General features: G+C 72.2%; 9 protein-coding genes. All 9 read right to left on the bottom strand.

From position 1 onward, the window contains the following. Nucleotides 1-36: 36 nt before the first annotated feature. The gene (locus N5I75_RS36555) at nucleotides 37-1,173 is read right to left on the bottom strand and encodes a hypothetical protein (protein WP_476684476.1); all 1,137 of its coding nucleotides are present in this window, start codon (nucleotides 1,171-1,173) and stop codon (nucleotides 37-39) included. Then, nucleotides 1,166-1,570 (bottom strand): hypothetical protein, encoded by a 405-nt coding sequence (locus N5I75_RS36550; protein WP_476684475.1) that lies wholly within the window; start codon nucleotides 1,568-1,570, stop codon nucleotides 1,166-1,168. The genes N5I75_RS36555 and N5I75_RS36550 overlap by 8 nt, the downstream gene beginning before the upstream one ends. Next, the gene (locus N5I75_RS36545; protein ID WP_476684474.1) at nucleotides 1,570-2,220 is read right to left on the bottom strand and encodes a hypothetical protein; all 651 of its coding nucleotides are present in this window, start codon (nucleotides 2,218-2,220) and stop codon (nucleotides 1,570-1,572) included. The genes N5I75_RS36550 and N5I75_RS36545 overlap by 1 nt, the downstream gene beginning before the upstream one ends. Continuing rightward, on the bottom strand, nucleotides 2,217-2,759 hold the full coding sequence (locus N5I75_RS36540; RefSeq protein WP_476684473.1) for a hypothetical protein: 543 nt from the start codon (nucleotides 2,757-2,759) through the stop codon (nucleotides 2,217-2,219). The genes N5I75_RS36545 and N5I75_RS36540 overlap by 4 nt, the downstream gene beginning before the upstream one ends. Nucleotides 2,760-2,830: 71 nt before the next feature. After that, nucleotides 2,831-9,034 carry an eCIS core domain-containing protein gene (locus N5I75_RS36535; protein ID WP_476684472.1) on the bottom strand — a complete coding sequence of 2,068 codons (6,204 nt, stop codon included), beginning with the start codon at nucleotides 9,032-9,034 and terminating at the stop codon, nucleotides 2,831-2,833. Further along, a complete protein-coding gene (locus tag N5I75_RS36530) occupies nucleotides 9,031-9,363 on the bottom strand; it encodes a hypothetical protein (protein WP_476684471.1) in 333 nt (110 codons plus the stop codon). Before N5I75_RS36530 ends, N5I75_RS36535 begins: the two co-directional genes overlap by 4 nt. After that, complete coding sequence (locus N5I75_RS36525; protein WP_476684470.1) at nucleotides 9,354-11,405, bottom strand: ATP-binding protein; 2,052 nt, start codon at nucleotides 11,403-11,405, stop codon at nucleotides 9,354-9,356. Before N5I75_RS36525 ends, N5I75_RS36530 begins: the two co-directional genes overlap by 10 nt. 25 nt (nucleotides 11,406-11,430) lie before the next feature. Next, nucleotides 11,431-12,708: a Pvc16 family protein gene (locus tag N5I75_RS36520; RefSeq protein WP_476684469.1), complete on the bottom strand. Its 1,278-nt coding sequence runs from the start codon at nucleotides 12,706-12,708 to the stop codon at nucleotides 11,431-11,433. Beyond that, a complete protein-coding gene (locus N5I75_RS36515; RefSeq protein ID WP_476684467.1) occupies nucleotides 12,705-13,076 on the bottom strand; it encodes a hypothetical protein in 372 nt (123 codons plus the stop codon). Before N5I75_RS36515 ends, N5I75_RS36520 begins: the two co-directional genes overlap by 4 nt. Nucleotides 13,077-13,365: the final 289 nt, after the last annotated feature.

Raw genomic sequence — 13,365 nt, 5'->3', positions numbered from 1 at the left:
GAGGCTCCTGGACGGTCGTATCGAGGGGCGGTGATGTCAGGGGACGACGGCGGGGGTGAGCGGGATGAGTCCCTCGCGGGCGAGGGTGAAGTTCTGGGTGTAGGCGCCGCGTTGCAGGTTGTGGGTGACGCTCTTGACGAAGTACAGGCCGTCGTACGTGATCCCCGCCCCGCGCACGCCGACGAGTTCGCGGGGCCTGAGCACATGTCCGTAGCGGACGACGTCGAGCTGGCCCGATCCGGTGACGGCGTCGGCCGACTCGGCGGCCTTGGCGAGCGTCTCCGCGAGCGCCTGCGCGGCGTCCTTCTTGGCGGTGTCGGCGATGACCTTCTTCTTCAGCGCGGGCGCCGGCTTGAGGGCCAACGGCGGGCGCAGCACGCTCACTTCGGGGACGGGCAGGATGGCGGAGACCCGGGTGGCGGGGATCTGGACGCGGGCCTGGGGCTCCTCGCGGGCGGTGCCGTCGAAGGCGAAGGTGAGCTGGTCGACGTTGGAGAGCGCGTCCATGTTGACGTTGAGCGCGTGCTGCGGGACGCCGAGCCGCACCTCGGGCCCCCAGTAGGCGCGGCTCATGCCGGGCAGGGGCCCGGGGGCGAGGTAGAAGACGTAGCCGTTGGCCTTGGCGAGGTCGGTGACGTACGCCAGGTCGGTGCCCTTCTGGAAGTCGATGCGCTGGGTGGGCAGCGGGGTCTGGGGCACCAGTTCGGGGACGACGAGCGGGGTGATGCCGTACTGCGCGTACTGGGAGATGATCGCGGCGACGCGGGCGGCGGGCCCCATCGCGGGGTACGGCACCGCGGCCCGCTCCTCCAGGTCCATCAGGACGGTCAGGTCCTCGCCGGTGACGGTGAGGGTGGACTGGCCGGGCTGGTTGCTGACGCCGACCTCCTGGCGGATCAGCACCCCGTCCATGAGGACGGTCACGGCCCCCTGGACGGTCACGGCGAGGACCACCCTGATCTTGGGGTCGAAGAACCCGGCGGGCAGCAGGGTGGTGTTGATCAGCCCGTTCTTCGACAGGTCGAAAGAGAGCTGGAAGCCGCTGCGCTGGCCCGAGGCCACGGTGACCTGGGCGGAGAGCAGCGCGTCGGTGACGGGTGCGGGGACCGGGACCGGGATCTGCGGCCCCATGAGGAGGGTGAGCCGGATGGGCCCGGTGCTGACGTCAACCATGGAGGCCCCCGTCCCCGGCCGCCCCTGGCACACCGGCGGGGAGGGCGATCCGGATGCGCCGGCCGGGGGTGGCGGTCAGCTCGGCGGGGTCGAGGGCCGGGTTGGCGTCCGCGATCTGCCACCACTGGTCGGCGCTGCCGAGGTAGCGGTGCGCGAGGAGGTCGAGCCGGTCGCCGGTGCTGACGGTGTGCTCGGCGAGGGTGCCGAGGGTGGCGGGGTCGGGCAGCAACCGGCGTCGCAGGTACGGGATCTCGCGGCCGTCGGGCTCGGTGTGCACGGCGACGGGGGCTTGGTAGTAACGGCTGGTGCGGGGGTAGGTAGTGGTGGCGGCGACGGCCAGGGCGGCCGACGGGTCGCGGGGTTCGCCGTTCGCGGTACCGGCGATAGGAACACTCATCAGAACGCTCCTCCGTTTCCGAGTCCCAGGGCGGTGGTGCGCCCCGGTGCCGCGCGTCCGGCCAGCCGCTCTTTCTGCGCGAGGTGCGCGAGGTACAGCTCGGCGCCGCGGTGTCCGGTCGGCAGGTCGTTGACGTTGAGCACCCGCAGTCCGATGCCGACGGTCGCGCGCAAGGGGTTCAGCTGCACGTCGAACGCCTCCTCTGTGACGGTGAGTTCGGTCAGGCGTACGGGCAGGACGCGTTTGCTGCCCCAGGTGAACAAGGTCAGCGGGCTCTCGATCGGCGTGATCTCCAGCGTGCCGAGGGCGGCGAGGGCCTGGTTCTGCCGGACCTGCGCGCTCGGCGGATGCACCAGCATCTCCAGGGCTGATAGCTCCGGCTGGATGCCGTCGGGGGCGGCGACCTCCATCTGGTCGGTCGCGTCGATCTCCGCGGTGAACTTCCAGGACTCGACCGCGGGCCCCTTGATCCGCAACGCCTCGGTCCGATCCCCGGCCCCCTCACCCCCGGCCCCCTGCGGAGCGAGCGACCGCTCCAGGGAGTCGGGGTTGAACTGCAGGACGATGACGCGCTGGGGGGTGCCGCGGAGGGGGTCGATGAGGACGAGTCCGGAGCGGATGGGTTTGGGGAGGTCGGGGTAGCGGGTCACCGGTCCTCCCGGTCCAGCTCTTCGAAGTCGGTGAGCGTCTCCTGGGCCAGTTCACGCAGCTCCGGGTCCGAGTCCGCGCGTGCGACGGACCGCAGAAGATCACGGAATTCGGGCCATTCGGTGAGGGAGACGGCCCACAACGCCCCGTGCCGCACTCGGGCCTCGGCATCGGCCGCGCATTCTGAGATGCGCTCGAAGAAGACATCGTCACGGGCGAGCGGGGCCCCGAGTCCCGCCCTCGCCACCGTGACGGCTCGCCGCTCGGCCGTGGAGGCGGTGTCGAGCTCCGCGATCAGGTCTGCGAAGTCGTACACCTGCGGGTGCACCTCGAAACCGGCAGCGGCGCTGTGCACCGAGGGCGCGCCCAGCGTGCTGGTGAGGATGACGTAGGACGCTCTCAGCGCCTCCTCCTCGTAGTACGACGCCCGCAGGCCGGGCAGCAGCTCCCACTTGACCAGCCGGGGAATTCCCTGTCGCGGGTCGGCCGGACGCTGCGCGATCTTCTGCCATGCGTTGCCCGAAAGCAGCGCATCGACCATTTCGAGAGCATCGAACTCCCGAAATACATAGCGCCGGGACCGGTACCCGCCCGCCCTTTTCACAGCCCTCACTACATCAGCCCCTTGCTCGGAACCCACCACGTGAATTCGGCTTGAAGGCGGCTGATTATACGCCGATAGAGCAGCTGCCTGGTCTTGTCCGCATTGCCGCGGGAATCGAGGTCGATCGCACCCATGGAATTGAACCAGCTCCTGATCAAAGCGATTTCACGGTTGGCCAGAGCGAGTGCGTCCTGCTGCTTCTGCAGCCTCTGCAACGACCTGTACTGCGGGGTGTTCCGCGCACCCAGCTTCTGCCGGGCGTCGGCCATCCTGTTCTTCGCGTCCTTCAATCCGGCCGGATCACCGGCTGCTTCGGCCTTGTTCACGGCGGTTTGGGCGGCAGCCACTGCCTTCTCGCTGCGCCGCACCAGTTCCACTTGGCGCTGCCACTGCGGCAGGTCCCTGAGATTTCCGTTCAGAAGTTCGTCCGGTACGCCACCGGCCCGCAACTTGGCGACCCTTCTCCCGATCGCGTCATCGAGAGCGTCCGGCTTCTTGTTGAGATACTTCCTGAGTTCCGTGGCTCCGCCTGCCGACCCTTCGGGAGTCATGGTCTGTTTATGGAAGGCTCGGATGAAACGCTTGGCCTGGCCGCCCGCCGTGGGATCCTGTCCGGCTCTCTCATAGAAGTCCGAGTGCAGGATGGAGAAGACGGCCGTACCGGGGTTGCGGCGCGGCTCGATGTCGTGTGCCAAGGTGCCGAGCAGGGCGACTTCTCCTGGGTCCGCGCCGAAGTCGACGGCGCGGGACCGCTGGAAGGCAGCGAGCGCTCTCGAGATTTCACCGAACTTCCTGGACCCGAAGATCCGCTTCTCGGAGTCGCTGTACCGTCCGCGCTCCTCCTTGGCTATCTCGCCGGTGTTCATCTTCTGCGCCCACAGCATGGCGGCGTTCCTCGGATAAGGGCTCATAAGGGTGACGGTGACCTGCCCTCCACCGGCCCCTTGATAGTTCACCACCGAGGGCTGGTATCCCTTGCTGAAGCGGGCCGAGCGGCGCTGCGCCGATGCCAGCACGGGCTCGTCCTCGGCGACGGGGAGTTCGTTCTCGTCGGCGGGCGTGGGCCCCGCTGTCTTGTTCTGGGCCTCGGCCTGCTTCCTGATGTCCTGCTCGACGTCCCTGATGAACCTCAGAACCTCCTCGGGCGCCAGCTCCGCCCCGTTGATGACGAGCTTCTCGGGGTTGAGCGAGGCGACGTCGGCAAAGGCGGCTTTGCCCCTGACGTCGAGACCGGTGAGCCGGTACCAGAGACGGAGGGCCCGCAGCACCGCGGCATGGACGCGATGCCCGGCTCCCTTGGCAAGGAGCCGCTGCACCCGGGGGCGCAGCCGCGCCACGATCAGGGCCAGGCGCTTCTCCTTCGCCTCCGGCGAGTTCTCCCGCTTGCGCCGCTCGTCCCGCCGCTGCTTGCGCCTGTTCCACCGCTCCTTCAGCCGGTCCCGCTGCCTCTTGACCGCGTCGCGGACCTTGCGCGCGCTGTTGGTCAAGGCGCGGCCGACCTTGCTGTTCCTCAGCTTTCGGCCCAGGCGGCCGGTTGCGTCGCGGACCTTTTTCAGGGCGTTCTTCGCGGCGTTCCGAGTGGAGTCGAGGGCGCGGCCCGCCGCGGAGGCGGGGCGCTTGGCGGCGGGGCGGCGAGGCTGACCGGTGCGGCGGGGCGGCGAGGCGCGGCGTGGGCCGGGCGCGGGGCGCGGGGTGCGGCGGCGAGGGGAGGTGAAGGCGTCGCGGGCCCGGCGGAGGGCGTCGCGGGCTCTGTTGACCGCCGCGCCCGCCGCCGCCCGCGGCCCCTTCGACGCCTTCCTCAGACCCGCCATGATCTTCTGGGCCATCGCCTTGAGCCGGCCGCCGACCCCCTTGGCCGCCATCTTCAGCCGGGAAAGCAGGAAGTTGGTGATGTACTCCAGGAGGGCGACCACACCCGCCGCCACAGCCTCCGCGAAGAGACACGCCGCCGGTCCCGCCTTCACCGCCTTGAGGTAGGTGAAGAACTTGCCGAACGCCGCGATGATCTTGCTGATGGTCCCCCAGACCGCCATCAGGCCCTGAATGATCGTCAGAATCGCCCCGGCCGCCGGAACGATCATCGAGATGACCTTCTCGACGACGATCGAGATGATGATCATCGGCAGGGACTGCACCAGCGCCTGCCACGCCATCCGCCCGATCTGCGCCATCGAGACACAGCCCTTGACCAGGACGTCGAGCACCATCCGCCCGAGCCCGAGCACGGACTCGACCTTCTCGTTGAACCACTGCTTGACCGCGACCTTGACGGCGCTCCAGAGATGGTTCTGGACGCCTTCCTTCGCCGAACCGCCCAGCTTCTGCAGCCACCCGCCCGGATCGGGCGCGATGTCCGCGACCAGCGCCGCGAACTGCCCGAGCGCCGCGATCGCCTTCTGCGCGAAGTCGATCGCCGCGACGACCGCGTCCCGCACCACATTGACGGCGGCCTTGAGCCCCGCCTCCAACATGTCGAGCAGCTTGTTGAGCCCGGCCGCGAGCAGGTCGAGGAGCTTGTTGACCGCCGCCTTGAGCCTGTCCGCCCACTCGTTGACCTTGGCGATCGCCTTGTCACGCCACTGCTGGATCTTCTTGCGGAACTTGTCCCGCAACTCCGGGAACGCCGCGAGCAGTACGTCACCGATCGCGATGAGCGCGTCCGCCAGCTTCTTGATCAGCTCGACGGCGAACTTCCTGGCCTGGTCGATGGCCCAGTTCGCGAACTCACGGAACTTGTCGATGATCCCGTTGATGATCCCGCGGAAGAAGTCGAAGATCCCGGTGATCACGCTGAGCAGCGCGTCGAACGCCGCCTTGACCTTCGACTTTACCCAGCCCCACCAGCTGTCGGACTCCTTCTCCTTGTTCTCCTTCTCCTTGCGGGCCTTCTCCTCGGCCTCCCGCCGCTTGTCCTGGATCTGCTTGTTGTCGTCGTCCTGGCGCTTGCCGACCTCCTTGTCGGTGTCGGTGCGCTTGGTGTCGATCTCCTTGTTCTTGTCCGTGTGTTCGCGGGCGGCGTCGGTGTCCGCTCGTTGCGACGTCTCGTCCTGCTCGGTACGCCACCGGGTCCGCTCCGCCCGGACCTGCCTGGCCGCCTCGCCGCGTTCACCGCTCTGCGCCTCGGCGTTCTCGGCGACGGCCTTGTCCTGCTCCTCCTGGCTCCGCCGGCGCTCCTCGGCCTCGGCCTGCCGCTGATCCGTCTCCTCGCCGGCCATCCGGCCCTGCGCCTGGCCGACCGACGCCTGGATCTGCGGGCCGCGCTCCTGCTGCGCCACGATCGCGACACCGGCGTCGGCACCGCCCCCGGCCGGACCGGAACGGCCGCGTCGACGGCCCCCGGCACCGCCTCGGCCGGGCACGTTCCCGGTCAGCGTCTCCGCGGGGACGTCCGGGTAGATCTGGTCCTCGCCCATCGGCTTGGCGGTGTCCTCGCGGCCGACCGCGAGGATCCGGCCCGACGTCTTCCGCAGGTTGTCGGCCTGCTTGTCGGTCCGCTGCGGATCGCTCTCGCCGGAGAGCTCCACCTTGGGCGCCTCGACCCTGGCATTCAGGGCGGGATCGGCCGTCGGTACCTCGCCGACCGCGTTCTGCATGTTCCGTACGTCGTCGGCGGTGACCTTGTTGGCGGCGTCGTCCGCCACGTTCGGGCGGCTGACGTCGGCGGCCGGGTTCTGCCCCCTGGCCTTCTCGCCCTCCGCCTTCTGCTGTTCCTTGCCGCCCTCGGCGCCCTCGCGCTCCACCCGCTCCCGGACCTGTTCGGCGGGCGCGGCCTCCTGCGGCGTACCGGAAAGGGTCCGCGGGGCGCCCGAGGGCCGCTGCGCGGAGGGAGCGTCGGCCTCGAGCTCGGCGTGCCGCTCCCCCACCGAACGGTCCACGGCGCCGTCGACACCGTCCAGCGTCGACCGCATCTGGTCGGGCGGCAGCGTCCCGGCCGTGGCGAGCGCGCTCTGCGGATCCTGGCCCGAGACGTCCGGCGGCGCGGGCTTCTCCTCCTGCTTGGTCTCGCCGCCGCCCTGGCCCGCCGCGCAGCCGCCCCCGCCACCCTCCGCCTTCTCGCCCTCGGTGGTCGGCTGCTGCTGTCCGGCACAGCCACCACCGCCGGGCTCCAACGAGGCGCCGGGCTGCGGAGGTTGCGCCCCTGGGGCGTCCAGGGCCGCAGGTGAGCCACCCGCCGCCCGGTCCTCGTCAGTTCCAGGCTCCAGCGGCCCGGGACCGCCCGTTAACGGAGCGGTGGTGCGGGCCGCGGGCCGCTCCGTACCCTCCCCGGACGCGTCACCCGCGTCGGCTCCGCGTTCCTGGCGGCCCGCCGCCGTGTCCCGGTCCGGACTCGCCTCGTCCTCGACGGGCGGCTGCGGCTGCAGGTCCCGCGCGGTCCGGTCGTCCGCTTCCGCGTCGGTCGTCGTCCGTACGGGCGTCGGGCCCGGCGCCCGTTCCGAAGGGGTGGGCGTACGGGGCCCGGCCTCGGCGCCCGTCCGCGCGGCGGGCGGTTCGGAGCGCGGCGCCGGGGGTTGCGGCGCGGCCTCGTCCGTCTCGTCCTTCGTCTCGTCCTTCGTCTCGTCCTGCGTCTCGTCCTGGGGTGCGTCTCTGCGCTCCTCCTCGACCTGCTCCGCCTTCGTCGGCGGCGGCTCGGTGAAGCTCGGCGCCTCCTCGGGAGCGGGGGGCGCTCCGCTGGACGGGAGCCGGAGGCGGTCGGCCGTGGGGACCGCGGAGACGTCCGGATCGCTGCCGGGCAGGAAGTCCTCCGGCTTCAGCTCCGGCTGCGCGGGGGGTTCGGGAGCGGCCTCCTCGTCGTCCTTCAGCGGCTCGACCTCGTCGCCCGCGCCGGGTTCGAGGTCGAGCGGCTGTTCCTCCTCGCGGGGGTCGGCTTTGTCGTCGTCGAGGAGGCCGTGCCGTTTGAGAGGGCTGTCCTCGGCCTCCGCGAGCCGGTCCACCTGCTCCGGCCGCGCGGGGCCCGGTTCGGCGTCCCGGCGCCGGTCGGGTTCCTGCGGCTTGGCGCCCTGTGCCGGTTGATGCTGCGGGGCGGGCAACAGCGACTCGGCGACGGGTCCCGCGGCGGGGGCCGGCGTCCCGGTGGGTCCGGCCACGCCCTGCGCGCCTTTCCCTGTGGGTGCCTGCTGGGCGGACGGCCTGGGCTTCTCCCGCTCGTCAGCGCCCTTCTCCTCGCCCGGCCGCGCCGGATCCCCGTCCTTGCGGTCCTCTCTGTCGCCGCCCTTCTGCTCCTGGCCGTCCTCCTTCTGCTCCTGGCCGTCCTCCTTCTGCCCCTCGCCGTCCTCCTTCTGCCCCTCGCCCGGCGCCGGCCTCTCCCCATCCCCGGGCTTCCCCTTCTCGCCCTCCGTCTCCGCAGGCCCCGGCTCCTCCGTATGCGTACGCGCACCCGCATCGGCATCCGGGCCCGGTTCCGGGTCCGGATCCGGCACAGGCTCCGGAGTACGCCCGGTGTCCGTCCCGGCCGGCCCGTACTCTCTCTCCTCGACAAGCGCGAGCACCCGGTGATAGTCGGCGGACGGCAGCCGACGCTCGAGACGGTCGACCACCGCGTCGCGCAACTCGTCGGCCAAGCTGGACAGTTGCAGCTGCACCCGTCCCGCGGCGTCGGCGGGGTCGCCGCGCAGCGAGCGCAGGATGCCGGCCGTCAGCCGGTCGACGAGCGTGGCCGGGTCGAGCTGCTCGGTGCGGAACCGGTCGGCCCTGACCGTCGCGTAGCGCAGCCAGCCGGGGGTGGCGTCCCGGGTCACCTCGGGGTGCGGTTCGTCGGAGCGGGCCCCGCGCTCCGCCTCCTGTTCGGCGGCGTCGCGGGGCGAACTGACGGCGCCCAGGTCCCGTCCCGCCCGCAGGGCACCCGGCTGGTGCGGGGACTGCACGGTGTGGAGGAGTTCGTGGGAGAGGAGGCGCCGCCCGTCCTCCGTTCCGGGACGGAACATGCCGGGTGCGAAGAAGATGTCCTGCCCGACCGTCACCGCGTCCGCGCCCACCAGTTCGGCGAGGGCGGCGGAGTCCCGGTCGGTGTGGACACGGACCTGGCTGAAGTCATGGCCCAGGCGCGCTTCGAGCTCCCTGCGCACCCCGGGGTCCAGTGGATGACCCGCCGCCGTGATGATCTCTTTCGGCTCCGGAACGCGGCTGCGCGCCCTGCTCGTACGGGACTTGGCCTGTCGGCGCTGTCCGGCGTCGCGCGCGGCGGAGTCCGGGGCGTGGGTGTGGGTGCCGCTCATGGGCGCCCCGGCTCCGGACGCCGGCCGCGTCCCGTCGTGAGTCCGGCGTGCACCGAGCGGGCGAGCGCGACGCCCAGGCGTGCCGGGGAGACCGTGGAGGGCAGCGGAGGCAGCCCGGACACCACGTCGAGGGCGAGCGCGGCATCCTCGTCGTGGCCGACGGCCTCGGCGACGGGCACGCCGTGCTCCTGGACGAGTCGCGACAGCTCCCGCCGGAACGCCTCCGCCATCCGGTCGCGGTCGACGTGCGCGAAACCGTCGAGGACCAGCTCGCCGATCTCCACGTCGATGCGTCCAGCCCGCGCGTTCGTCGGGTTCGTCAGATCCATCCGCTGACCTCCGACGGAGTCAGCGAGCGCTCCAGCTTGAGGTACTCGGTGCGCGTGGCGGCCAGCATGTGCCGCATCTGCAGCGGGCAGCCCTCGTCGGCGGCGAGGAACGCCCCGGCGAGCGCGATGTTGCGGATGGAGCCGCCGGTGACGGTGAGCTGGGCGAGCCGGTCGACGTCGATGCCCTTGCGCGGGGTGCGTTCGGGAAGGACGCGGCGCCAGATCTCGGCACGTTCGGGCACGGCGGGGAACGGGAAGTCGACCACGAAGCGGATGCGCCGCAGGAAAGCCGTGTCCAGCGCCTTCTTCATGTTCGTCGTGAGTACGGCGAGCCCCCGGTAGGCCTCCATCCGCATCAGCAGGTAGCTGACCTCGAGGTTGGCGTAGCGGTCGTGGCTGTCCTTGATCTCGCTGCGTTTGCCGAACAGCGCGTCGGCCTCGTCGAACAGCAGGAGGGCGCCGCCCCGTTCGGCCGCGTCGAAAACCCGGCGCAGGTTCTTCTCGGTCTCGCCGATGTACTTGCTGACCACCTGGGAGAGGTCGATGACGAACAGGTCGACGCCCAGTTCGTTCGCGATCACCTCGGCGGCGAGCGTCTTGCCCGTCCCGGAGCCGCCCGCGAACAGGGCGGTCACCCCGAGTCCGCGCCGCAGCAGCGACTCGAAGCCCCACTCCTGGTAGACGGTGGCGCGCTGCCGTACGTGGGCGACGACCTCCCGCAAGGTCTCGCGCTGCCGCTCGGCCAGGACCAGGTCCGTCCAGTCGGCACGGGGTTCGATCCGGCGGCCGAGTTCGTCGAGGGCGATACGGGCCTCGGTGAGCCCGGCCAGCCACGCCAGCCGGGCGGCGCCGCCCCCGCCGGTGCCGGACTCCTCGTTGTTCTCGACGGCCCGGCGTACGGAGAGACCCGCGCCCCGGATGACGTGGGCGGGCAGCGAGAACTGGGCGACCAGATCACGCAGGTCCCGCTCGCCCAGGTCCGCCACTCCGTCGAGCGCGTCGGACCAGAGCCGTAACTGCTCCTCCGGGCCGAGGGGTTCGACGGTGACGCGGTCACGGCCGGCCGCCGCCACGTGCGCGGGCTGCGGTTCGGTGCTGGAGATCGCGAGCGGTACGGCCAGTTCGGCGAAGAACGCCTCGGCGGTGGCGGTCGTGCGTTCCTGGCCGCCCGCGCGCTCGCCGCCGCTCTCCACGAGGAGTCCGGCCGGGAGGAGGATGGCCTCGCGCTGCCAGAGCCGGGCGAGCCGGTCCCGTTCCGCGGGTTCGGCTGGCAGGTCCTCGGCGGTCGCCGCGTAGAGGGCGAGCCCGCAGTCGCGGGCCGCGCGTGCGGCGACCTCGCGGCGTGTCACCCGGTCGGCGCCGACCAGTTCGACGTGCGGAAGCCCGTCGAACGCGGCCCGCGACCACGTCCGGGCCACCGACTCGGCGGCCATGCGATGCGCGACGGGCAGTTGTACGAGCCCGCCCTCGTCCGGCGCCGGGACGCGACGGCCGAGCAGTCCGTGCAGCCGGGTGTCCAGGTAGGGGACGCCGACGAGGAAGTGCAGGATGCGTTCGTCGATCCGTAGGCGCGCGGTGGTGAGCGAGGCGTCGTCGGCGGGTTCGACCAGCTGCCAGCGGCGCAGGGGGCTCACCGGGGTGAGCGCGCTCCAGTGCGGGGCGTCGAGCGCGGCGAGCGCCAGGGAGAAGGTCGGGTAGGGGCGGGCGGGATCGCCGCAGGCCGCCGCGCAGCGGGCGGCGGTGCTGGGGTCGACCTCGGCGGCCGCGGCGAGCACGAGGACGTCGCGTTCGAACGGGGTGAGAGCGAAGCAGGAGCAGAGGGTGTCGAGCGCGCTCGGGCTGTCCGCCGCAGCATCCGCCGACGGCGCGGAAGGGCCCGGACCGCCGTCCGACCGCGCGGGAGCGGCCGGGCCGCCATCCGACCGCGCGGGCACGTCCGGACCGCCGCCCGACGCATGCGTGTCGAGGCGTGCCAGTACGGCCGTCACCGCGGCGGACAGCGCCCGGTGGTCCGCGTCGTGCGCGTCGGCCCGTGCCCCCATGGTCGTTCCCCCTCTCCCCGCCCCGTCAGTCCGCCGCCGTGAGGTCCACCACGGGACCCGTGAACGTTCCTTGCGGGGACTGCTCCAACGCGCTCGGCACGCCGTCGACCTGCACGCGGACCAGGTAGGCGGCCGGGCGTACCCCCTTGATCCGTACGTGGACGGTGCGGGGGTCGGGCCGGTCGTCCGGCGGGAACGGCGCCCGGAACTGGTAGCTGTGCCCGGTGCGGTCCGCCGGTGGCGTCATCTCGTCGAGGAGGATCAGGACCCGCTGGTCGTCGCGGACCGGCATGTCGAGGGCGAGCGCGAGCCGGGCGGCGACCACTCCGTCGTCGTCGGTGCGTTCCGTCACGTCGACGGGTGCGGTGAGGCCCGGTCTGCGGGCGAACGTCCGTACGTTGGACTCGATGCCGTGGTGCGGGGTCGCCGGATCGCCGAGGTCGAGGCCGTGCAGGAGCTGGAGGGGGTGGACGCCGGGCTCCAGGTCCGCGGGGACGGTCAGGACCACCCGGTCCGCGCGGACCCGGTCGGCGGGGACGGGTGTGTCGTGGCGGCCGAAGCGGGCGGTCACCCGGTCGGCGCGCAATCCGGTGCCGGTGACGACCAGTTCGTGGCCGCCGGGCACGGGCCCTTCCGCGGGCGGGGTCTGTTCGTCCGAGCCCGCCGGGCGGGACAGCACCTGGTCGATGAGGGGCCCGCGGGAGGGGACGGCGCGCACCGTGCGGCGCAGGACCGGCTTTCCGGCGGCGGGGTCCCGGCTGCTCTCGACGAAGACGGCCGCGGCCTGGTAGACGACGGAGAGCGCGTAGGGCGTCTGGAACATCGTCGACCACAGTTTGGACATGTCGTCGACGTCCATCTGCGTCGGTGTGAACCGGACCCGCTGCGGTGAGGCCGCCAGGTCGGTGCCGGCCAAGTGCGGCAGCGCGGCGGCCTGTTGGATCAGCTCCCTGGGCAGGACCGGGGTCTCGTGCAGCTGGCGTACGACGCAGCCGAGCAGGCGCTGGGCGACGAGCTCCTGCTCCTCCCCGTAGAAGCTGATGAGGTAGTGCAGGTCGAGCGCGGCGGCGGGCTTCGTGAGCAGGGTGCCGTCCGGGCCGCGGGTGGGTGCGTCGAGGTTGCGCAGCGCCGGGTCGGGGGTGACCTGGTAGAGGAAGACGGTGATGGTGGGGGCGGCGGGCGGCTCGGTCAGGGGTTTGCGGGGTTCGATCTGGACGGCGAACTCGATGTCGGGGGTCAGCGACTCGCCGACGAGCAGGCACAGCGCCCTGGTCACCGTCGCCACGGCCAGGAAGTTGCTCAACGTCCCTCCCCTGCGCGGCCGTTCGACGGCCCGTCCGACCGGGACAGGTAGGTGTCGAGGCTCATGACGGGCGTGGGCCGCGAGGTCGGTCCGCGTCCGGTCGCGCGGTCGCGCCCGGAGTCGCGCGGAGCCCGCCCGGCGGCTCTGACCTCCAGGCGGCCGATGGTGACGTGCACGGTCCGCTCCGGGGGCCGGCTTTCCTGCGCGGAGCGTCGCGCGGCACGTCCGCCGCCCGCGACGGTGAGGGGGGTGGGGCGGGCTTGCGGGGTGGCGGGCCGGGCCTGCGCCACCATCGGGCGCGGATCCACGGCGCCGCCCTCACCGCGCTCGCGGGACGGCTCCCGCCCCGGGTTCGTTCGACGGCTCACGGCCGGTCCGCGCAGGCGGGCGGGTTCCGGCCGGGCGGGGCGTGCGGATGCCACGGGCGGCAAGGGCGGCGGCACGAGCAGAGGCGCCTGGGCGGCCGGCGGGGCGGCACGGGTGTCCGGCGGTACCGCGCGGACCGGCGTCCCGGTCGCCGGACGAGCCGAAGACCGTACGGGCGTCGGGTCCTGCGGCCGGTGTCGCTCCGGCGAGTCGGGGGCGGCCGGGACCCGTGGACGCGGCTCCAAAGCGGTGTCGTCGTCGGAGGGAAGGGGCGCTCGGGACCCCAATGAC

The organism is Streptomyces sp. R818 (assembly GCF_056172735.1).
Note: the sequence above shows the minus strand (reverse complement) of the source record. Positions and strands in the feature narration are given on the sequence as shown.